The following is a 20,050-nucleotide window of genomic DNA, read 5'->3' on the forward strand; positions in this document are numbered from 1 at the left end:
TCTAGTGATCGTTGTAACCCCGGTCGTCTATGCAATGGGCTCCGGTTGTTTTGTTGAGTACGAGGAGTGAATGGCTATCAAGACGTTCAATCAGGTTTTGGAAGAGGTGAAAGGCAAGCCTATTCTGGTTGCCAACCGGGGGATTCCCGCCCGGCGTATCTGCCGTTCTATCCGCGAACGCTTTGATGCGGTCGCCGTGATGACGGCAACCGATATCGACAAGACCTCTCCGGCCGCTTCCGCAGCGCAGGAGCTTCTGCTGCTCGGATCCGATCCCAGAGCATATCTCGATATTGACAGAATCATCAGACTGGCCAAGCAGCGGGGCATCATCGCGATTCATCCGGGCTGGGGATTTTCTTCCGAAGATCCGCGGTTTCCTTCCCGTTGTGCCGAGGCAGGACTGCTGTATATCGGCTCTACGGCAGAGGCCATGAATCTGCTCGGGAACAAGGTGCAGGTGCGCAGGCTGGCAAAACAGCTCGGCATTCCTGTTGTTCCCGGTTCGGAAGGCGCCGTGGATGTGCCCACCGGCAGAAAAATAGCTGAAGAAATCGGCTTTCCCGTCATGCTCAAGGCCGAAGGCGGCGGCGGCGGACGCGGCATATTCCTCATCAAGTCGCAGGATGAGCTTGAAGACGCTTTTGTGAAAGCGTCGACCATGGCTCAGGCTTCGTTCGGCAACCCCCGGCTGTATGTGGAAAAATACCTGCCTTCTGTACGGCATATCGAAATTCAGGTTATCGCCGACATGCACGGCAATGTGTTCGCCTTTGACGAACGCGACTGCACGGTGCAGCGTAATCACCAGAAGCTTATCGAAATCACTCCTTCTCCGTGGAAGGGCATCACTCCTGAACTGCGTGCAAGGCTGAAAGACTACTCGCGTCAGCTTGTGCAGGAAGTAGGCTATTACTCGCTGTGCACGGTGGAGTTTCTGGTTACAGACGACGGTACTCCGTATCTTATCGAGGTGAACACCCGCCTGCAGGTGGAGCACGGAATCACCGAATGCCGGTACGGCATCGATCTGGTGGAAGAGCAGATTGCTGTCGCCTTCGGTGCGCAGTTGCGTCTTAAAGAAGACGACATGGTTCCCACGCAGCATGCCATACAGGTGCGCATCAACTGCGAGTCCCCCCAGAACGACTTTGCGCCCAACGCGGGGCTGGTCACGCGGTATGTGTCTCCGGGCGGTCCCGGCATCCGTCTGGACTCCAACCTTTCCGCCGGGTACGAATTCCCCTCGAACTATGATTCTGCCGGTTCACTGCTCATCGCATACGGCAAAGGGTGGGAAAAAGCTCTTGCTACCCTTAACCGGGCACTGCGTGAGTATGTTGTGGGCGGTATCAAGACGACGATTCCGTTTTTCAAGCAGATTGTGAAGCATCCCAAGTTTCTTGATGCGGATTTTGATACCAATTTCATTGCCCGCACGCCTGAACTCATGTGTTATACCGATCTGGAGCCGGAAGCCGAACGTCTGGCCCGTCTGGTGGCCGAAATTTCGGCCAAGGGATATAACCCGCATGTGAAGCTTGACGAGTACCGCACCCGCGAGACTCCGCGCATGCCTGATTTCAGGCCTGTGCTGCCCGAAATTACATCCAGAGTGCGCAAGACAGCTTCGCCGTATCCTGTGGGAGACAGAGCAGCTCTGCTGGATATGGTCAGAGACTCAGGTTATGTGCATTTTACCGACACCACAGCCCGTGACATAACGCAGTCCAACAGCGGCAACCGGTTCCGTCTTGCGGAAGATGCGCTCATCGGGCCGTATCTTGACAACTGTAATTTCTTCTCGCTTGAAAACGGCGGGGGGGCACACTTCCATGTGGCCATGCTGGCCAACATGACCTATCCGTTTACCGAAGCGGCGCACTGGAATCAGTTTGCCCCCAAAACGGCCAAGCAGATTCTTATCCGCTCGACAAACATTCTGGGGTACAAGCCGCAGCCGCGCAATCTCATGCGTCTGACCGGAGAGATGATCTGTGACCACTACCAGATTATCCGGTGTTTTGACTTCCTGAACCATGTCGACAACATGCGTCCGTTTGCGGAAGTGGCTCTCAACCGTTCCGGCGTGGTTTTCGAACCTGCCATATCTCTTTCCTGGGCCAGAGGCTTCGATGTTCCGCATTATCTGCAGGTGACGGAAGCCATTTTGCGCATGGTGGCGGACGTGGCGGGGGTAAGCTCTGCCAAGGCTTCTTCCATGATCATTCTTGGACTGAAGGACATGGCCGGCGTTTGCCCGCCGCGTTTCATGACGGAGCTTGTCACGGCTCTGCGCAAGGCGTGGCCTCAGCTTGTGCTGCATTATCACCGCCACTTTACGGACGGGCTTTTCGTTCCTGCCGTAGGTGCTGCTGCCAAGGCAGGCGCGCATATCGTCGATACGGCCATAGGCGCTTCCGTCCGCTGGTACGGTCAGGGTGAGGTGCTGTCCACGGCTGCTTATATTGAAGACGAACTGGGGCTTAAGACCAATCTCAATAAAGAGATGATCCGCAGCTGCAATTTTGTTCTCAAGCAGATCATGCCCTATTATGACCGCTACACGGCGCCCTATTTTCAGGGTATCGACTACGATGTGGTGGAACACGCCATGCCCGGCGGCGCCACTTCCTCTTCTCAGGAAGGCGCCATGAAGCAGGGCTACATCCATCTGCTGCCGTATATGCTCAAGTTCCTTGCCGGAACCCGGAAAATAGTGCGGTATCATGATGTGACACCCGGCTCGCAGATTACGTGGAACACGGCGTTTCTGGCGGTAACCAGCGCCTACAAGCGCGGCGGCGAGCAGGAAGTGCGCTACCTTCTGGAAGTGCTGGACAACGTGACACGTCACAGCGAAGCGGATCTCTCCTCGGAAATGAAAGAAGCCCGTCTTGCCCTGTATCAGGACAGCAATGACGCTTTCCGTGATTTGCTGATGGGCAAATACGGTAAGCTGCCGCTGGGCTTTCCCGCTGACTGGGTGTATCAGAGCGCCTTTGGCAACGAGTGGCAGCGTGCTGTGAACTGCCGCACCGAAACTTCTCCGCTGGAGTTTGTGGAAGACATGGATCTTGCCGCTGAAGAGCGGGGGTTTGTGGATATTATCCGCCGCAAGCCCACGGATGAAGAGTTCGTCATGTATCTGAACCATCCGGGCGATGCCGTGGCGACCATTCAGCTGCGTCAGCAGTTCGGCGATCCTAACAATCTGCCGCTGCATGTCTGGTTTGAAGGGATTGAACCGGGCAGAGAGCTGAACTTTACCGACTCGCACGGAAAGCCTCACCAGATGACCATTCTCAGCATTTCGCTGCCGGATGAAAGCGGCATGAGCGTTGTGCGCTATGTGCTTGATTCGGAAATCATGAGTGTGGACATTCAGGTGGCCGAACCCCATGCCGATGATGTACAGGGGCTGGAAAAGGCCGACCCCGCCAATGCCTATCATGTGGCGGCGCCTTCCAACGGCGACCTGTGGGTGATGTATGTGCACCCCGGCGACTATGTGAAAAAGGGTGAGGAACTGTTCAATATTTCCATCATGAAGCAGGAAAAGGCCGTGCTTGCTCCTGTGGATGGTATGGTCAGGCGTGTGCTGAGGACCGCCGACTATAAGGAAAACAAGCAGATGGTACCTGTAAAAGGAGGCGAGCTGATTGTCGAGCTGGGGCCTGTTCCCACGTTGTGTCCCAATGAAAAATGCCGTCATCCCATCACCATAGAGGGTGTCGGTTTTTGTCCCTATTGCGGCGACAAGCTTGACTGTGCGTGCAAAGCCTAGGCTTTTGCGTCGCCTCATTGACTGGCAGAGTACCAGCGTATAATGCAGATAAGGTATGGAAAACCGTTCGGCCCGGGCCGGCGGTTTTCCGCCTTTCAATACGCGTGACCGGGATTTGACTCGAGGTATGCCCAGCCGCAGAAAAAACTATGTGGCAGGCTGGGTGTTTTCATCCCCCATAGGAGGAGAGACAATGGCCAAAGCTCAGGCAGACAAGCCCAAGGCTGAAGTGAAAAGCCAGAAGGCTAAAGCTGAGACCACTGCCCTGACTAACAAGCTGGTGCTGACAGGCGCCGAGATTACCGCCATAGGTGAAGATGCAGAATTGCTTGTGGGCGGGAAAAACTACAACACCGCCATCATCAGTCAGGTGGAAGGCGTCCGGAGCCCACAGTTCCGTGCCATTTCTTCCGTGGCTTTTCATAAGTTGCTGGATGAAACCAAGGTAAACGCGTCTTTGGTTCGCAGTGTTCTGGATAAAGAGTACAACAGCATCGACTGGAATGACACCGAGATCAACCGGGATCCGGAGTTCCTCAAAAAGTTCGTTCGTAATCTGGCCAATGAAATCCGCCAGAAAGCGGCCGCTTCCGGTGCGCAGAACATGCTCAAGACCCGAACCTTCATCAATAACGTGGTGGAAGGTTTCGCAACTTCCCCCGAGGGGATTGACCAGCTGCGCAAGCGTTCTTTGCTTGTTCAGGCTGCCATTTTATCTGTTGATCTGCCCGAGGCAGTGGCGGCCTGTGTGCGTGAAGCATACAACGCCATCTGCAAGGAAGCAGGCGTGGAGAATGTGGCAGTGGCCGTGCGTTCTTCGGCTGCGGGTGAAGATTCGCGCAAAAAAGCTTTTGCCGGTCTGCAGGACACCTATCTGAATATTGTCGGTGAAAGTCAGGCCGTTGACGCTTATCACTGGGACTGTGCTTCTGCATACAACCTGCGCAGCATGACATACCGCCGCGAGGCCATTCTTGATGCCATGGCCCGTGCAGAAGCGACCGGCGACGAATCCATAGCTGCAACGGCCAAGGAAGAGTGGGCAATTGAAAACACCTCTCTTTCCGTATGCATCATGCGTATGGTCAACCCTGTCATTTCCGGTACCGCCTTCAGTGCCGACACCGCCACAGGGTGCCGCGGAACCGCGCGCAAAGATCTGGTGTCCATCGATGCCAGCTACGGTCTGGGCGAGGCTGTTGTGGGCGGCATGGTCACTCCCGACAAGTTTTATGTGTTTCAGCGGGGTGACGGGCAGGAAGTTGTCATCCGCCAGATGGGCTGCAAGGACAAAAAAATCGTCAATGACGAGAAGGGCGGAACCAAGATGGTTTCCGTACCTGAAAACGAAGCCTTCCGCTGGTCGCTTTCTCTTGCTCAGGCAGAAGCCGTGGCCAAGGGCGTGCGTGGCATCAGCATAGCCTACGGCGGCATGATCATGGACACGGAATTCTGCATCGACAGTTCCGACCGTCTGTGGTTTGTGCAGGCCCGTCCTGAAACCCGCTGGAATGAAGAGTTCGAAAAGCACCCGCACACCATTTTCATGCGCCGGCTTGAAGTGAATGAAAAGGCTGCCAACAACGCCGAAGTCATTCTGGAAGGCAACGGTGCATCCCGCGGTGCAGGGCAGGGAACGGTCAAATATCTGCGTTCCGCTCTGGAACTGAACAAAATCAACAAGGGTGACCTGCTGGCTGCGGAACGTACCGACCCCGATATGGTGCCGGGTATGCGCATCGCCTCGGCCATTCTGGCCGACGTGGGCGGCGATACCAGCCACGCGGCCATTACCTCGCGCGAACTGGGCATTCCTGCCGTTATCGGTATTCAGCGCCTTGAGATTCTCCGCTCTCTTGACGGTCAGGAAGTGACCGTCGACGGTACTCGCGGCAAAGTATACCGTGGTATGCTTCCGCTCGAAGAAGTAGGCGGAGAGATGGATGTCAGCACGCTGCCTGCCACAAAGGCCAAGGTCGGCCTTATTCTTGCCGACGTGGGACAGGCCATGTTCCTTTCCCGTCTGCGCGACGTGGCCGGATTTGAAGTTGGCCTGCTGCGTGCCGAATTCATGCTGGGTAACATCAGTGTTCACCCTCAGGCGCTGGAAGCGTACGACAACGGCGAGCTGGATATCGTTGTTGCCGCCAAGCTGAAAGAACTGGAAGCTCGCCTTACCAAAGTGCTGCGTGATCAGTTGGGGGCCGGTCTCATAGGGCTTGATCTCAAGCTGCGTGAATACGTAGGCGTACTGACTGGACTGGCGGCAGAAATTCAGCAGCTGACCGAACGTGAGAACGTGCGCGGCACGGAAGAAGTGCTCGCCATGCACCGGCGCATGCGCGAACTCGACCACAAGCTTGATGAGCATGTGGAGCTTGCCACCCGCCGTCTGGATGTGCTGAAAACATCTGTGGATGTTGAAGACCATATCCGCGTTGTCATGGGATACGATGACGAACTGGCTCTGCTGGTCGGCAAAGAACCTGATACCGTCAAGCGTCGTGCCGAAATTGAAGGCACCGTAAAGAGCATGGCGGAGAAGGTGGCGGATGCAGCCATGGTCAAGGACGTGCTGACACGCATCAAGGCCCTGCGTCTTGAAGTGGCTCAAAAGAGCGGCCTGCTGAAAGAAATGGAAGAAGTGCGGACTGTTCCTTCAAAAATCCGCGATCTTATCCGTTCCCGCGGCTTCCGTACCGGCAAGGAACACTATGTTCAGACGCTGGCACAGGGGCTGGCGCTGTTTGCCATGGCGTTCCACGGTAAGGAAATCATCTACCGTACCACTGACTTTAAATCCAACGAATACCGGAACCTGCTGGGCGGTTCATTGTTCGAGCATGTGGAAGATAACCCCATGCTCGGATTCCGCGGTGTTTCGCGTAATCTGCACGACTGGGAAATTGAGGCATTCAAGCTGGCCCGCGGAGTCTTCGGCGGTACCAACCTGATGATCATGCTGCCTTTTGTGCGAACTCTTGAAGAAGCGCGCTCCATGCGCCGCTATCTTGAACAGGTGCACAAGCTGAAGAGCGGTGTGGACGGACTTAAGATCATTCTTATGTCCGAAATTCCCAGCAACGCCATCATGGCCAAGCAGTTCATTCAGGAATTTGACGGATTTTCCATCGGTTCCAACGATATGACCCAGATGGTGCTTGCCACGGACCGTGACAACGCACGCCTCGGACATATCTACGACGAAGAAGATCCGGCTGTGGTGTGGGCGATTCTGGTCACCATATTCACCGGGCAGAAATACGGCAAAAAGGTCGGTTTCTGCGGGCAGGGCGTTTCCAACAGCAAGATTCTGCGCGGTATCGTAGCCGTGGCAGGTATCACCTCTGCCTCGGTTGTTCCTGACACCTACTTCCAGACAAAACACGACATGGCTGCGGTGGAGGCTGAAAACATCCCCACCAGCAAGCTGGGTGACTGGCTGCGCAGGCAGTATCTTGCCACCCTGCGCCAGTTGCTGGAAGAGAACGGCTATGGTCATATTCTTAAAAAGTACAAGAACGCCGAAGACCTTATGGAATGGTACGACGGTGAGTTGCGCAGGCTGCACGAACAGCTGCGTGAAAGCATAGAGACACCTAAAGAGAAGTTCTACAGGCAGGAGCTTGAAAACTTCCGTGCTGTTTTCCACAAGCCGGTTATCTACGCATCGTGGGACTGGAACGCCACAGTCACTGATGCCATGCATCAGGCTGGTTTCGCTTCTTTTGAAGAGCAGGCCAGGGCGCTTGAAGAACAGCGTAAAAAACAGTGGTAACACTGGGCTGACAGAATACAGCGGGGCTGCCTTACGGCAGCCCCTTTTTTTGTTCCGGCGGAATATCACCGGATGCTGCTAGTCCGGCAACTCGCCAGAGGGTTACGCCTCCGGTCTGCGGGGTCCGCAGCTGTATGCATACAGGTTGTGCTTTGCCACTGTTTAGATGCTGCAAGGCATTATGCATGTACCGGTCCGGCGACCGGCAAAAAGAAAGGCCGCCCGGAGGCGGCCTTTTTGTCTGGCTTATGTCTTGGGCTCAGCGTTCGAGCCTGTCCGTGATGTTATGTTTGATCCAGCGGGGATCGAGCCATTCCAGCGGCTGAACCGGCAGCCCTGAAAGTATGACACCGAAGTGCAGATGGTCACCGCCTGCCATGCCGGTGGTGCCGGTAAGTCCCAGAATATCGCCGCGCTGTACCGTGTCGCCGTCTTTCACGTGGATTTCTGAAAGGTGGGCATACAGTGTCTGCAGGCCCAGCCCGTGGTCCACCACAACGCACAGTCCGTAAATGCCCATGTCGTCGGCAAAGACAACCGTTCCGTTGTTGGCGGCAGGAATGGGTGCCCGTGCGATGGAGGCCATGTCCAGTCCCAGATGGTACTGGTCGTCAACCTGCTGACCGTTGTAGATGTAGGCGCGGTGATCGGCGAATCCCGCTCTGTTGCTGGCGTTGGGCAGGTTGAGGAACCGGCCGGACCACAGCATGGCCGGAGACGTCTTGCGGCCAATGCTCAGCAGGGCTGCTCTGTTGGCTTTTCGCAAGTCTCTGTTCACTTTGAGAAAACGCTCAAGAGAAGACATCTGTCCCGGGAACTCATCGGTGAAGTCCTGCATTTTGTTATCAAGGAAGGAATCGGGCAGCCGGATGGTATCCTCTTTGAACGCCACATGCAGCGGCTTTACTGCCAGTGATATGGATGTGACGTTGCCGGCCTCGTCCTCTGCGGTTACACGCGGAGCATAGGTGTTTGTGTCTTCATAGAACGGAAAAGCAAAGAAGCACAGATACGAGCCATCGGCCTGTCTGTAGCCGGGAAAGAAGAGGTCATTCACGGTAACGCCGGTCTGCCTGACGTCTTCATTGACGGTATAGGCAATACAGGCGGAACCGCCGCGGCGCACGTAGGGCGGCAAGGTGGTTACACTGATGCGCGGGGGCTGGCTGTCGAGCCGCAGCGTGAACGAGCGGGTGGATGTATTGCCTTTGCCGAAGGCGGCAAAGGATGAGTCGGTGGCTTTGACAATAAGCTCCACCGTTCCTTCACCCATTTCCTCGGCTTTTTCCAGGCTGAACTCTTCCGTGCGCGAGACAAGTTTGTCCGCCCACTGCTGGTCCAGCGCGATAAATTCACGGCTGTTTTTCTTTACGCGCACACTCAGCGCTTTCACGCCGCTGTTGGTGTCTTTTGCGGTCAGCTTAAAGACCGTCCGCGGAGATATGCGGCCTTCAGCGGGGGTCAGGGATATCTGCGGACCTTGCTGGTCGCGGAACAACAGAAAACCCAGAACGACAAGACCGCCCACGATAGCCAGAAGCGCGGTGGACAGCAGGAATTTTTTCATAGAAATCTGACTCCAGTGCAATGCAATGGCCGCCCGCATGGCGAGCGGCCGGTCTCTGATACAAAAAGGCAGACGCGTCGCGCCTACACGGTTTCTACAGCGTCCAGAAGGCTGATGGTCAGCTTGAGAAAATCAGCTTCCGTCACAATACCCACAAGAATGCCGCTTTCCACAACGGGCAGGCACCCGTATTTGTGTCGGAAAAGCATTTCCGCGGCATCACGCAGCCGCATGTCGGGGGACTCTGCGGACATCCGTGCGCATGATCTCACTGACGGGAATGCCGGAGTCTATTTCGTCCTGTACAGAGTTCTCCACTTCTGCAAAGCGGGAAATAGTGGCCTCGAGTATGTCCCTGTGTGTCAGCAGGCCTATGAACCGTCCGTGCTCATCCACGATGGGGATGTGCCGGATACGGGCCAGCTGCATGAGCGAGCGGGCGGTTTTGAGGGTATCTGTTTCCAGCAGGGTGAACAGCTCCGTAGTCATCAGGTCACCGACATTAAGCATGGACGCCTCCCGGACTTGTTTCGTGGAAGTTTCGCATACTCTGGCCGGATGTCAAGACGGGAAGCGCTTCATGTGCGGGATGTTTATCCTGCACCAAGGTTGACTTAGAGGCGAAAATCTGATTTCCAACCGAAGCCCCGCCTGTTATTGTCGGCGGCACAGGCCACAACGGGCTCGAAGGAAAGCCACACGCTATGATTGATAAAAGGCGCAGCAGAGAACGTATGGTGCGCGAGCAGCTAACAGCGAGGGGAATAACAGACCCCGCCGTGCTGGCCGCCATGCGCAAGATACCCAGACATCTTTTTGTTCAGGAGGCTCTGCAGGCGCAGGCCTATGAGGACCATCCGCTTCCCATAGGCTATGGTCAGACCATCTCGCAGCCGTTCATCGTGGCGCTGATGTCACAGATTCTGCGAGTCACTCCGGGAATGCGTGTGCTTGAAATAGGGACAGGGTCCGGCTATCAGGCGGCCGTGCTGGCTGAAATGGGAGCCGAAGTCTATACCGTGGAAAGAATTGCGGGACTGCAGGCCCATGCACGCGGCCTGCTGCGCAGGCTGGGATACGCCAGAATACGGACAAAGCTGGATGACGGCACCATGGGCTGGCCGCTGGCAGCACCTTTTGACAGAATCATCGTCACGGCCGGAGGGCCCGGCATTCCCGAGCCGCTGGCGGAACAGCTGGCAGACCCCGGCACCATGGCCATACCTGTGGGCGCTTCGCGGCGCGAACAGGAGCTTTTTTTGATGCATAAGAACGACGGCGCATTGTCGTATGAAAATTATGGCAAGGTGGCCTTTGTGGACCTTGTCGGCAACCACGGATGGTAGGACGGCGCAATGAGCTTTTTCAAACCTATGCTTGACCGTCTGTGGCGCATGGCCGACAGCGCCGGGGCCACCCGTGTGCTTGCTATCGTTTCCTTTACCGAGTCTGTTTTTTTCCCCGTTCCCCCCGATTTGCTGCTTATCCCCATGGCGCTTGCGCGGCGGGACAAAGCCTTCCGCCTTGCTTTTATCTGTCTTGTCTCCTCTCTGCTGGGCGGTATTGTCGGATATTTTCTCGGGTATTATTTTATGGAAGTGGCAGGCATGCCTATTGTCCGCTTTTACGGACTGCTTGATAAATATGACGCCATCAGAGTCTGGTACGAGACTTATGATGCGTGGGCTGTGGCCATAGCGGGACTCACACCTGTGCCCTATAAGGTGTGTACGCTTACCGCCGGAGCATTCCGCATTGATTTCATGGTGTTTATCATCGCTTCCGTGCTAAGTCGCGGCCTTCGCTTTTTTGCCATTGCCGGTCTGATTTATCTTTTCGGTGAACGGGTGCGTTTTTTCCTCGAAAAGCGTTTTGATCTGGTGCTGATTGTTTTTACGATACTCGGTATAGCCGGATTTTTTGCAATCAGATATCTGAAGTGATTTGCTGCCCCTGCCAAAGCGGGGTTGTCTGCCGGCTGGGAGTTGTGCCCCACCGGTCCATTTGTAAGGAGTGTGAGCCATGTCGTCATGTAAAAGCCGTCCCGACAGTGTGAAGGACGGCGATATCGCCAAAAACGCCTTCGGGGTTTCCCAGCAGGAATTGAATATCCAGTCCGTGCTGCAGCGTATCCGGTATAAGCTCTTTGTGATGAGCGGCAAAGGCGGAGTAGGAAAAAGCTCCGTTACAGTCAATACCGCGGCTGCTCTGGCAGCCAAAGGGTTCAAAGTGGGAATTCTGGATGTGGATATCCACGGTCCCAGTGTGCCCAATCTGCTGGGTATCAAATCGGGACTGGAAGTGGACGAGAAGACCCGCCGCATCTGTCCCGCCCCCTACAGCGAGAATCTTTTTGTGGTTTCCATGGACTCTCTGCTGCGTGACAAGGATTCCGCGGTTCTGTGGCGCGGCCCCAAAAAAACAGCAGCCATCCGCCAGTTTGTTTCCGATGTGGAGTGGGGAGAACTCGACTTTCTGCTTATTGATTCGCCTCCCGGCACCGGCGACGAGCATATGACCGTGCTCAAGACGATTCCCGACGCTCTCTGTGTGGTGGTGACCACCCCGCAGGAGGTTTCACTGGCTGATGTGCGCAAGGCCATCAACTTTTTGCAGTACGCCCAGTCCAATGTTCTCGGCATAGTCGAAAACATGAGCGGACTGGTCTGTCCTCATTGCGGCGGAGAGATTTCTCTGTTCAAAAAGGGCGGGGGCAAGGCGCTTGCAGAACGTTACGGCTTGCCCTTTCTCGGGGCTGTGCCGCTGGACCCTGCCACAGTGGTGGCCGCTGATGTGGGCCGGCCGGTGGTGCTGCTGGAAGAAGATTCCTACGCCAAGAAGGGATTTCTGGATCTGGCAGAGAACATCGTGCACGCCTGTGAGAACAGCCTGGAAGTCATAGCCAGTGTTCATGCCTGATAATGCGGGGCCTTCCGGCCCCGCTGTTTTATGCCGCCTGCTGCGGGTCGCCAGTTCTGTTTTTTTGCTGTATAGCTTTTTTGTGCCAATATATTGTAATGTGACATGGGGGTCAGTTTCCGATGCTTACCTTGGCAAATAAAATCACGCTGTTCCGTATTGTCATTGTGCCCCTGATTGTTGTTTTTCTGTATTTTCCCGGTCGGATAACCTGTCTGCTGGCCATGCTGGGTTTCATACTTGCCGCGCTTTCAGACATGGTGGACGGGCACATTGCAAGACGTTCCAACACGGTGACCAGCTTTGGTAAATTTCTTGATCCGCTGGCGGACAAGCTGCTTATCAGTTCGGTACTTGTCATGCTGTCCGCGCTGGGCTGGGTGCCTGCATGGGTTGTTATTGTCATTATCTGCCGCGAGCTTATGGTTACAGGGCTGCGCGCCATTGCCGCAGACGAAGGCGTGGTCATTGCCGCCGATAAATTCGGCAAGATGAAAACCGTGCTTCAGATGCTGGCTTTGACCCCGCTGCTTCTGCATTACCCGTGGTTCGGATTCGACCCTAACCCCGCGGGACAGTTTCTGCTTTACATGGCGTTGATTCTCACGGTATTTTCTGGTGGAAACTACCTGTATGCGTTTTATAAAAACTGGCGCACGGCGGATGCCGGTTAATAGCCGGCAGGCGCGGTTTTCCGCGTTGTTCAGAGGCTGCAGGTTCTCAGGAGAGTGATCGTGCAGGAACATGACGAATTGCAGAGCCGCTTGCGGAACTGTTTGCAGACCATTCTGGAACTGGAACCTGATCTTGAGGATCTTGAAATCGGGCACGATCTCATGAAAGAACTCAATATGCTGAAGACGTTCATGAAAAAGCTCGATAGCGTTGATCTTGAAGAGGATGATGTGCTGCGCATTGAAAAAGCCACAGCCAATTTTCTGAAAGAACTGGAAGGGCCCTTGTCTCTGTACCGGAAACAGCAGGCTGCCCGCCACTATCTGCAGTAACCATGCTCTGGCGCCATATTGCTCTGGGCGGTTCTTTGCTGTTCAATATGATAATGCTGTATACGCTTATCTGGGGAACGCAAGGCGTGATTGCCTATAATGATTTGAAATCGCAGTACAAACGGTTGCAGGCGCAGATTGCTTCGCTTGATAACCGCAACATCGCCCTGAGCAGAGAAATCCGTTTATTACAGTCTGACGGCCGGTATATTGAAAAGATGGTCCGAAAAAGAATGAACTTTGTCCGCGAAGACGAAATTCTGTATATCTTTTCCGGAAAGGCGTCACAGGGAACTTTGGGAGCGGCTCCGGATGAACGAGAAGATTAAGTGGTATCGTGAAGTTCTTGAGCTTGAGCCAAGCTCTAAAGTGTTTTTTCCCCTTGCCAGGCTGTTTTCGGATAACGGACAGCCCGCGGAAGCAGTTGAAACGCTGCGGCAGGGGCTGGAGCGGCATCCGGAGCATCTTGAAGCGCGGATGCTGCTTATCGAGTGTCTTGACACACTCGGACGCGAACTTGAAGCAGATGACGAAGCTGAAGCGCTGAGTGACAGACTGCGCAGATACCCCCAGTTCTGGCAGGCATGGGGCCGTACGCTGGCGGCTCAGCCGGACTCGCGCGATGCTTCGCTGGCTCTTGATTTTCTTGCTGCCTCATTCGGCGACACACCTGTTTCGTGGGCTGCTGTCATCGAACAGGGGCTTCGTTCGCTGGGGACCTGCCCCGGCGGTGCCGGAGATGATGAACCTGCTGTTTATCCTCCCGCGCATGCTGCCGCACCCCCGGTGCATCAGGATGATGCCGCTGAGGCGGCAGGTGGCGGGCTGGAGCAGGAAAGCGGCACTGAAGCTGTGGCTGCCGCAACGGATAATACTCAGATAAGTCCGGCTGTGCCGTCCGGCGGAGTCACATACAAAGCTGACATAATTTCAGAGGCTCAGGCCGACGAGGACGATGACATCCCTGATGAACCGTTGTCGCTGCGCACGCGCTCCATGGCTGAAGTGCTGGCACAGCAGGGGGATATCAAGGGGGCCATGGAAATCCTTGATGAGCTGCTTGCAGGTACGGCAGACAGCGAAGTGCGCCGCGATATCATGGCCAGAAAAGATTCTCTGGCGCTTGCCGGTTCAGCAGGCGCTGTCAAAGAAGAAGGGGCGGAACAGCCCCTGCACTCAAAGCACAAGCTGCTGACCATGCTGGAAACCCTTGCGGAACGCCTAGAGGCCCGCGCTGCCGGCTAAGTCAGGCACTTTCGTTTTTATCTATTTATATCAGGAGAGTTACGTGATTCGCTTTGGGCGACTCTTTTTATTGCTCATGCTGCTTGCGGCCTTAACCGGTTGCAAACAGGATGCAAAGAATTACTGGAAGGATACCCGTAAGCTGTACCGGACGTATGTAAATACACCCGCTGCGCTGGACACGGATCAGGAACTGGACGTCATGCCTGTGGAATCCAAGATAGCCACGGTTTTCACGGCAATGGACGAGCAGCTGGAGCAGATGCGCCGTGTGCTGGAAAATCAGGACACTTTTCCTTCTGACGAATGGGTTGCCGGTTTTCTGGATCGTTTCCCGTGGGTGAGCGGCGTCGCCGTGGTTGATGCTGACGGCAATGTGCTGTTGCGTCAGCCCGAGCTTGAGCTGAAGGCATACAATTATGCGCCGTTGCTTGAAAAAGATGAAAATGCCCCTGAACGCGCAATGCGGGGGTATGCCGAAGCCAATCCCGTCGGACCGGAGTTTTATCTGGCCAATCCTGTTTTTTCGGGGCGCGAGGTCAAAGGGTTGCTGGTGGCACACTTTGACATACGCAATCTGCTGGCGTACAGCCCGAGCCCCGGCGACATTGTTCTTGTTTCCCGTGACGCGGTGCTGTGGCCCGGTAAATATGTGTACGACCAGACGCCGCTTGCCGCTGTCGACTGGTCGGCAGCGCTGAAAAGCGATGTGACGGGCGAAGCGGAAGACGAACGCGGACATTTTTTGTGGATAGCCCGCTATCTGGGCGGAGTGCCTCTGGTGTATGCCGCTTCTGTGGATTCTTACCCGGAAGACCCCGCCGCCATGGCGGCGCTTGCCGCATGGTTTGAAACTCGCGAAGCCTTGCGGAACGGGCCTGCGGCAGCACAGACCGAGGTTGATCCTTCTGCCATGGCTGCGCGCGCGCAGACTGTTGCTCCCGCTGCTGAAGACCTGCCGTCGGATGAACTGCCGTCAGGCAGTGTGATGCCGGGGCTGCATGAAGAGCCTGCTCCTGCACCTCCTACGACAGACTATGTTTACTCTGTGCAGATCGGAGCATTTATCAACGGGAACTATGCTGCCGAACGTGTGGCACTGCTTCGTGACGCCGGTTTCGATCCCTGTACGATGAAGCTGTACGATAAAGATGGTCAGCTCTGGAACATCGTGCAGATAGGGGATTACCGTGACTCCGCTGATGCATGGAACAGAGTGCGTGATTTTGTGAAAGCCGGAACCGGCTTTGATTACAATATAGAGATTCTTGATGCCGGTGTTGTCAGCCGACGCAAGCAATGTCCCTAATACGGTGAACTGATAAGGAGACATAATGCGACAGGTTACCGTGACTGAACATCTGCTGCTGCACCAGACTAAATCGCCTGCTGCAACGGGGCAGTTTACAGCACTGCTGTACGATCTGATTCTGGCTGCCAAAATTATATCCAAGAGTGTGAATAAAGCCGGTCTGCTCGACGTGCTTGGCGGCACCGGACAGGTAAACGTGCAGGGTGAACACGTCCAGAAGCTTGATGAATATGCCAACAGAGTGCTCATTCACAGGATGGAACGCACCGGTGTGCTGTGCGCCATGGCTTCTGAAGAAAATGCAGATCTCATCAGAGTGCCCGAACGGTTTGAGGCCGGAGATTACATTCTGATTTTTGATCCCCTTGACGGTTCTTCCAATATTGATGTCAACATCAACGTGGGGACGATTTTTTCCATCCTCAAGCGCAAGCCGGGAGCGTCGGGAAGTAAAGACGTGACCTTGGGCGATGTGTTGCAGAGCGGGGTGGAGCAGGTTGCCGCAGGGTATTTCCTGTACGGCCCGTCTACCATGCTGGTGTATTCTTCGGGGCAGGGCGTGCACGGATTTACGCTGGACCCCAGTGTCGGCGAGTTCCTGCTGTCCCATCCCGATATCCGCTACCCCGAGCAGGGCAGAATTTATTCGGTGAACGAATCGTACTGGCACTACTGGGATGAACCCACCCGCGAGGTGGTCAATTATTTCAAAGGGCCGGACAATCCTCTGGGCAAGCCGTATTCGCTGCGCTATGTCGGCTCGTTGGTGGCCGATTTTCACCGCAACCTGTTTTATGGCGGTATCTTTATGTATCCCATGGACTACCGGCTTCCCGAAAAGCCTCAGGGCAAGCTGCGTCTGATGTGCGAAGCTTCGCCGCTGGCTTTTCTGGCTGAGCAGGCAGGAGGTCGTGCCACAGACGGGACAAAGCGCATTCTCGATATCGTACCCGGAGAACTGCATCAGCGGGTGCCGCTCTTTATCGGGTCGGCGGGTGATGTTGATGCAGTGGAAGCAATTTACCGGCGTCACTCCTGAGGTGCCGGAGCAAGGTGATTCAATGGCCGGCTGTCCTGCTTCCGGGGCTGCCGGCTTCATTTCTGTGCGGTGGGGCGTATGCGTTGTTTAGGTATTGAATCAAGCTGTGACGAGACTGCTCTGGCCATAGTGGATGACGGCCGTCTGGTCGATGCTGTGATGTCCACACAGGCGGAACTGCATGCGCTTTTTGGCGGGGTTGTGCCTGAACTGGCCTCGCGCGAGCATTACCGGTTGATTGGGCGCATGTTTGACTCGCTTATGCTCCGGTGCGGACTTGGCGTTCAGGATATTGATGTGATTTCTGTAGCCCGTGGGCCGGGTTTGCTGGGAAGCCTCCTCGTGGGGGTGGGGTTTGCCAAGGGGCTGGCATTGGCCGGGGGCCAGCGGCTGGTAGGTGTCAATCATCTGCATGCTCACCTGCTGGCTGCGGGGCTGGAACACCGCCTTGTTTTTCCTGCTCTGGGAGTTCTTGTTTCCGGCGGGCACACCCATCTTTACCGGATTGATTCGCCTCGTAATTTCACGCTGGTGGGGCGCACTCTGGATGATGCCGCCGGTGAGGCCTTTGATAAAGTGGCAAAAATGCTCAATCTGCCGTATCCCGGCGGGCGCTTTATTGATGTATTGGGGCATATGGCTGACCCTGATGACAGCATGTTCCCGCGGCCCTACACCGATAATGACAATCTCGATTTCAGCTTCAGCGGCTTGAAGACAGCAGTTTCCACGTGGTTGAAAGCTCACGGTGGCACAGCGCTTGCGGCTCCGCTGGCGGAATCCGAGCTGCAGGCCATGCTGCAGAACAATGTGCTGCCGTCGGGTATGTCTGCAGATATGCCGCTTGTGTGCGCATCATTTAATGCGGCTGTGGCTGATACGTTGTACATTAAAACCCGCAGGGCGTTGCAGCGTCTGGGAGGGCGTGGGCAAATCCGGTCTGTGGTGGTCGCGGGCGGGGTGGCTGCAAACAGCCGTGTGCGTACTTCAATGCAACGTCTTGCCGCCGAAGAAGGCCTGCACTTGCATTTGCCGTCCCCTGCATTATGTACTGACAACGGGGCCATGATTGCCTACACGGGCTGGTTGCTGGCATCCGAAGGGCTTCATCATTCGCTCGAACTGGAAACTATGCCGAGAGGGCGTGTTATTCCGGATGATTACATTCATGATGCCCACTGATTCAAATGCGTCCTCAGGCAGCGTTCCCTTGACAGGTTCCGGTTGCCCTAATATCTCTTGTTGAATTGGCTTGTGACTCCTGACGGGAGTTGCATTTTAGCTATGAAGCGGCAGAAGCAGTCCGCTAAACGTTAATGAAAAGGAGCTTCCCATGGCTGTGCAGGTTACCGATAGCAATTTTGAAGCTGAAGTGATCAAGTCTGAACTCCCCACCCTGATTGATTTCTGGGCACCCTGGTGCGGCCCGTGCCGTGCTATGGGACCGGTCATCGACGAACTGGCAGCCGAATTCGCCGGAAAGGTGAACATCGTCAAGATGAATGTTGACGAAAATCCCGCAACCCCCAGCAAGTACGGCATCCGCGCCATCCCCACCCTTATTCTTTTCAAGGGCGGAGAAGTTGTTGAGCAGATCACCGGCGCAGTGTCCAAGAGCAGCATAAAGGACATGATCACCCAGAAGGCTCTTGGGTAATGAAGCTCTACGATTCCATTGTTATCGGAGGGGGGCCGGCAGGCATGACGGCCGCCCTTTATCTTCTTCGTTCCGGTGTTTCCGTTGCATGGTGCGAAAAGCTGTCACCCGGCGGTCAGATGCTGATGACGGAAGAAATCGAGAATTACCCGGGATTTCCCAAAGGTTTGAAAGGGTACGAGCTGGTGGATTTGTTTGCCGCTCACCTCGATGGCTGGTCATTTGATAAATATACTGACGAAGTGGCCGAAATTATTCCCGGAAACGGCGTGCACAGGGTGCGTGTGGGCGATGAGTGGGTTGAAGGAAAGACCCTCATTATCTGCTCCGGTGCCCGTTACAAGCGTCTGGGGCTGCCTAACGAAGAAAGGTTGACCGGTAAGGGGATTTCATACTGCGCGCTGTGTGACGGCAACTTTTTCCGCGGTCAGGAAGTCGGCGTCGTCGGCGGAGGGAACTCCGCGCTCGAAGAGTCGCTGTATCTTTCTAAGCTTGTGAAAAAGCTGCATCTGATCCACCGTCGCGATGATTTCCGCGCTATGAAATGCTATCAGGACAAGGTGTGCATCAAGCCTGATATCGAGGTTGTGCGCAGCACCGTAGTAACTGAGATTCACGGTGAAAATGCTCTAGAAGGCGTTACCTTGCGCAACCTGAAGACCGGTGAAGAACATTTTCTTAAACTTGATGGGCTGTTTGTGTTTATCGGCTTTGAGCCTGTTACCGGATTTTTCCCGGACCAGCTCGGCGTTGATGCGCAGGGGTTCATCATTACGGACGTGGAAATGGCGACGAATGTTCCCGGTATTTTTGCCGCGGGCGATGTGCGTTCCAAGCTGTGCCGTCAGGTGACTACCGCCGTTGGCGACGGTGCCACAGCAGCCAATTCTGCTTTCCTTTATCTGGAACAGCTTGATGCGTAGAACCATTGTACGCTTTATGGTGATGCTGCCGTTGCTGGCAACTCTTTCCGGCTGCGGCATCATTGACTATTTTTTCCTGCCTCCGCCGGAAGACACCGCGCAGGAGCTTTTTGAATCCGGTAATGATGCCATGCGTGAAAAAGATTACGCATCCGCCACCGGCTATTTCAGCAAGTTGAAAGATAACTTCCCCTTCAGTCCGTATGCCATCGAGGCCGAACTGTCGCTGGGGGATGCATACTTTCTGGATGAAGAATATGCCATGGCGGCAGAGGCATATAAGGAATTTGAAACTCTGCATCCGCGGCATAAAGCCATTCCGTATGTGCTTTTTCAGATAGGCAATGCCAACCTGAAAAGTTTTGTGTCCATTGACAGACCGCAGACCAATGTTGCGGAGGCATACGAATACTTCAGCCGTGTGCGTGAGTCTTATCCGGGCAGCGAGTATGCCCAGAAAGCCGGCGAATTGCTGGGAGAGTGCCGCAGGCTTATGGCCGAGCATGAACTCTTCGTGGCGGATTTTTACTGGCGTACCGGAAAATTCCGTTCCGCGGCATCCCGCTATCAGCATGTGGCGCAGGAGTTTCCGGATGTGGAAGACCTGCGGGCGTATGCCGAGGAAAAAGGGAAAATAGCCTATCTGCGTGCCACGGAAGAAAAGGCGCAGCAGGACAGAGACCGGCGCCACGGCTCGTGGAAGCAGTGGTTCGAGTGGTTGTAACAGAACAATATCAAGGCGGCTGAGGCCGCCTTTTTTTATTTCTCCTGCGCGTCTTTGCAGTTGCGGCTGGTTACTGTATAGTCCTTCAGGGG

The 20,050-nt window shown here is 55.2% G+C and carries 16 protein-coding genes and 1 pseudogene; 15 read left to right on the plus strand and 2 right to left on the minus strand.

Annotation, left to right across the window (positions count from 1 at the left end; genetic code table 11):
* Positions 1 to 70 precede the first annotated feature (70 nt).
* On the plus strand, positions 71 to 3,787 hold the full coding sequence (locus ACZ5D1_RS07825) for a pyruvate carboxylase (RefSeq protein WP_011367983.1): 3,717 nt from the start codon (positions 71 to 73) through the stop codon (positions 3,785 to 3,787).
* A gap of 193 nt (positions 3,788 to 3,980) precedes the next feature.
* On the plus strand, positions 3,981 to 7,565 hold the full coding sequence (locus ACZ5D1_RS07830; protein ID WP_011367982.1) for a PEP/pyruvate-binding domain-containing protein: 3,585 nt from the start codon (positions 3,981 to 3,983) through the stop codon (positions 7,563 to 7,565).
* 259 nt (positions 7,566 to 7,824) lie between these two features.
* Here the strand turns inward: ACZ5D1_RS07830 and ACZ5D1_RS07835 are convergent, their stop codons facing one another.
* Both ACZ5D1_RS07835 and ACZ5D1_RS07840 read right to left on the minus strand, forming a co-directional pair.
* Positions 7,825 to 9,132: a M23 family metallopeptidase gene (locus ACZ5D1_RS07835; RefSeq protein WP_027181111.1), complete on the minus strand. Its 1,308-nt coding sequence runs from the start codon at positions 9,130 to 9,132 to the stop codon at positions 7,825 to 7,827.
* Positions 9,133 to 9,215: 83 nt separating this feature from the next.
* Positions 9,216 to 9,642: pseudogene (locus ACZ5D1_RS07840) on the minus strand (CBS domain-containing protein).
* 194 nt (positions 9,643 to 9,836) lie between these two features.
* Between ACZ5D1_RS07840 and ACZ5D1_RS07845 the strand changes: the two are divergent.
* The 13 genes from ACZ5D1_RS07845 (at position 9,837) to ACZ5D1_RS07905 (ending at position 19,958) form a co-directional block, all read left to right on the plus strand.
* On the plus strand, positions 9,837 to 10,478 hold the full coding sequence (locus ACZ5D1_RS07845) for a protein-L-isoaspartate(D-aspartate) O-methyltransferase (RefSeq protein WP_027181110.1): 642 nt from the start codon (positions 9,837 to 9,839) through the stop codon (positions 10,476 to 10,478).
* A 9-nt stretch (positions 10,479 to 10,487) separates the two neighbouring features.
* Entirely contained in the window at positions 10,488 to 11,075 is a 588-nt protein-coding gene (locus tag ACZ5D1_RS07850; protein WP_011367978.1) for a YqaA family protein, read from the plus strand.
* 79 nt (positions 11,076 to 11,154) lie between these two features.
* Positions 11,155 to 12,051 carry an Mrp/NBP35 family ATP-binding protein gene (locus tag ACZ5D1_RS07855; RefSeq protein ID WP_464556471.1) on the plus strand — a complete coding sequence of 299 codons (897 nt, stop codon included), beginning with the start codon at positions 11,155 to 11,157 and terminating at the stop codon, positions 12,049 to 12,051.
* Positions 12,052 to 12,173: 122 nt separating this feature from the next.
* Complete coding sequence (pgsA, locus tag ACZ5D1_RS07860; RefSeq protein WP_011367976.1) at positions 12,174 to 12,725, plus strand: CDP-diacylglycerol--glycerol-3-phosphate 3-phosphatidyltransferase; 552 nt, start codon at positions 12,174 to 12,176, stop codon at positions 12,723 to 12,725.
* A 60-nt stretch (positions 12,726 to 12,785) separates the two neighbouring features.
* Positions 12,786 to 13,058 carry a hypothetical protein gene (locus ACZ5D1_RS07865; RefSeq protein ID WP_011367975.1) on the plus strand — a complete coding sequence of 91 codons (273 nt, stop codon included), beginning with the start codon at positions 12,786 to 12,788 and terminating at the stop codon, positions 13,056 to 13,058.
* Positions 13,059 to 13,060: 2 nt separating this feature from the next.
* Positions 13,061 to 13,387, plus strand: a complete 327-nt coding sequence (locus ACZ5D1_RS07870; protein ID WP_011367974.1) for an FtsB family cell division protein — start codon at positions 13,061 to 13,063, stop codon at positions 13,385 to 13,387.
* Entirely contained in the window at positions 13,371 to 14,303 is a 933-nt protein-coding gene (locus tag ACZ5D1_RS07875; RefSeq protein ID WP_464556474.1) for a tetratricopeptide repeat protein, read from the plus strand. The genes ACZ5D1_RS07870 and ACZ5D1_RS07875 overlap by 17 nt, the downstream gene beginning before the upstream one ends.
* A 43-nt stretch (positions 14,304 to 14,346) precedes the next feature.
* A complete protein-coding gene (locus tag ACZ5D1_RS07880) occupies positions 14,347 to 15,612 on the plus strand; it encodes an SPOR domain-containing protein (protein ID WP_464556476.1) in 1,266 nt (421 codons plus the stop codon).
* A gap of 25 nt (positions 15,613 to 15,637) precedes the next feature.
* On the plus strand, positions 15,638 to 16,654 hold the full coding sequence (gene fbp, locus ACZ5D1_RS07885) for a class 1 fructose-bisphosphatase (protein ID WP_027181108.1): 1,017 nt from the start codon (positions 15,638 to 15,640) through the stop codon (positions 16,652 to 16,654).
* A 78-nt stretch (positions 16,655 to 16,732) separates the two neighbouring features.
* Positions 16,733 to 17,836 carry a tRNA (adenosine(37)-N6)-threonylcarbamoyltransferase complex transferase subunit TsaD gene (tsaD, locus tag ACZ5D1_RS07890; protein WP_464556478.1) on the plus strand — a complete coding sequence of 368 codons (1,104 nt, stop codon included), beginning with the start codon at positions 16,733 to 16,735 and terminating at the stop codon, positions 17,834 to 17,836.
* A gap of 151 nt (positions 17,837 to 17,987) precedes the next feature.
* Positions 17,988 to 18,311 (plus strand): thioredoxin, encoded by a 324-nt coding sequence (gene trxA, locus ACZ5D1_RS07895; protein WP_011367969.1) that lies wholly within the window; start codon positions 17,988 to 17,990, stop codon positions 18,309 to 18,311.
* Positions 18,311 to 19,234, plus strand: coding sequence for a thioredoxin-disulfide reductase (trxB, locus tag ACZ5D1_RS07900; RefSeq protein ID WP_027181106.1), 924 nt, complete (start codon positions 18,311 to 18,313; stop codon positions 19,232 to 19,234). The genes trxA and trxB overlap by 1 nt, the downstream gene beginning before the upstream one ends.
* Positions 19,227 to 19,958, plus strand: a complete 732-nt coding sequence (locus ACZ5D1_RS07905; RefSeq protein ID WP_027181105.1) for an outer membrane protein assembly factor BamD — start codon at positions 19,227 to 19,229, stop codon at positions 19,956 to 19,958. Before trxB ends, ACZ5D1_RS07905 begins: the two co-directional genes overlap by 8 nt.
* Positions 19,959 to 20,050 lie beyond the last annotated feature (92 nt).

It is taken from the genome of Oleidesulfovibrio vietnamensis, assembly GCF_055388115.1.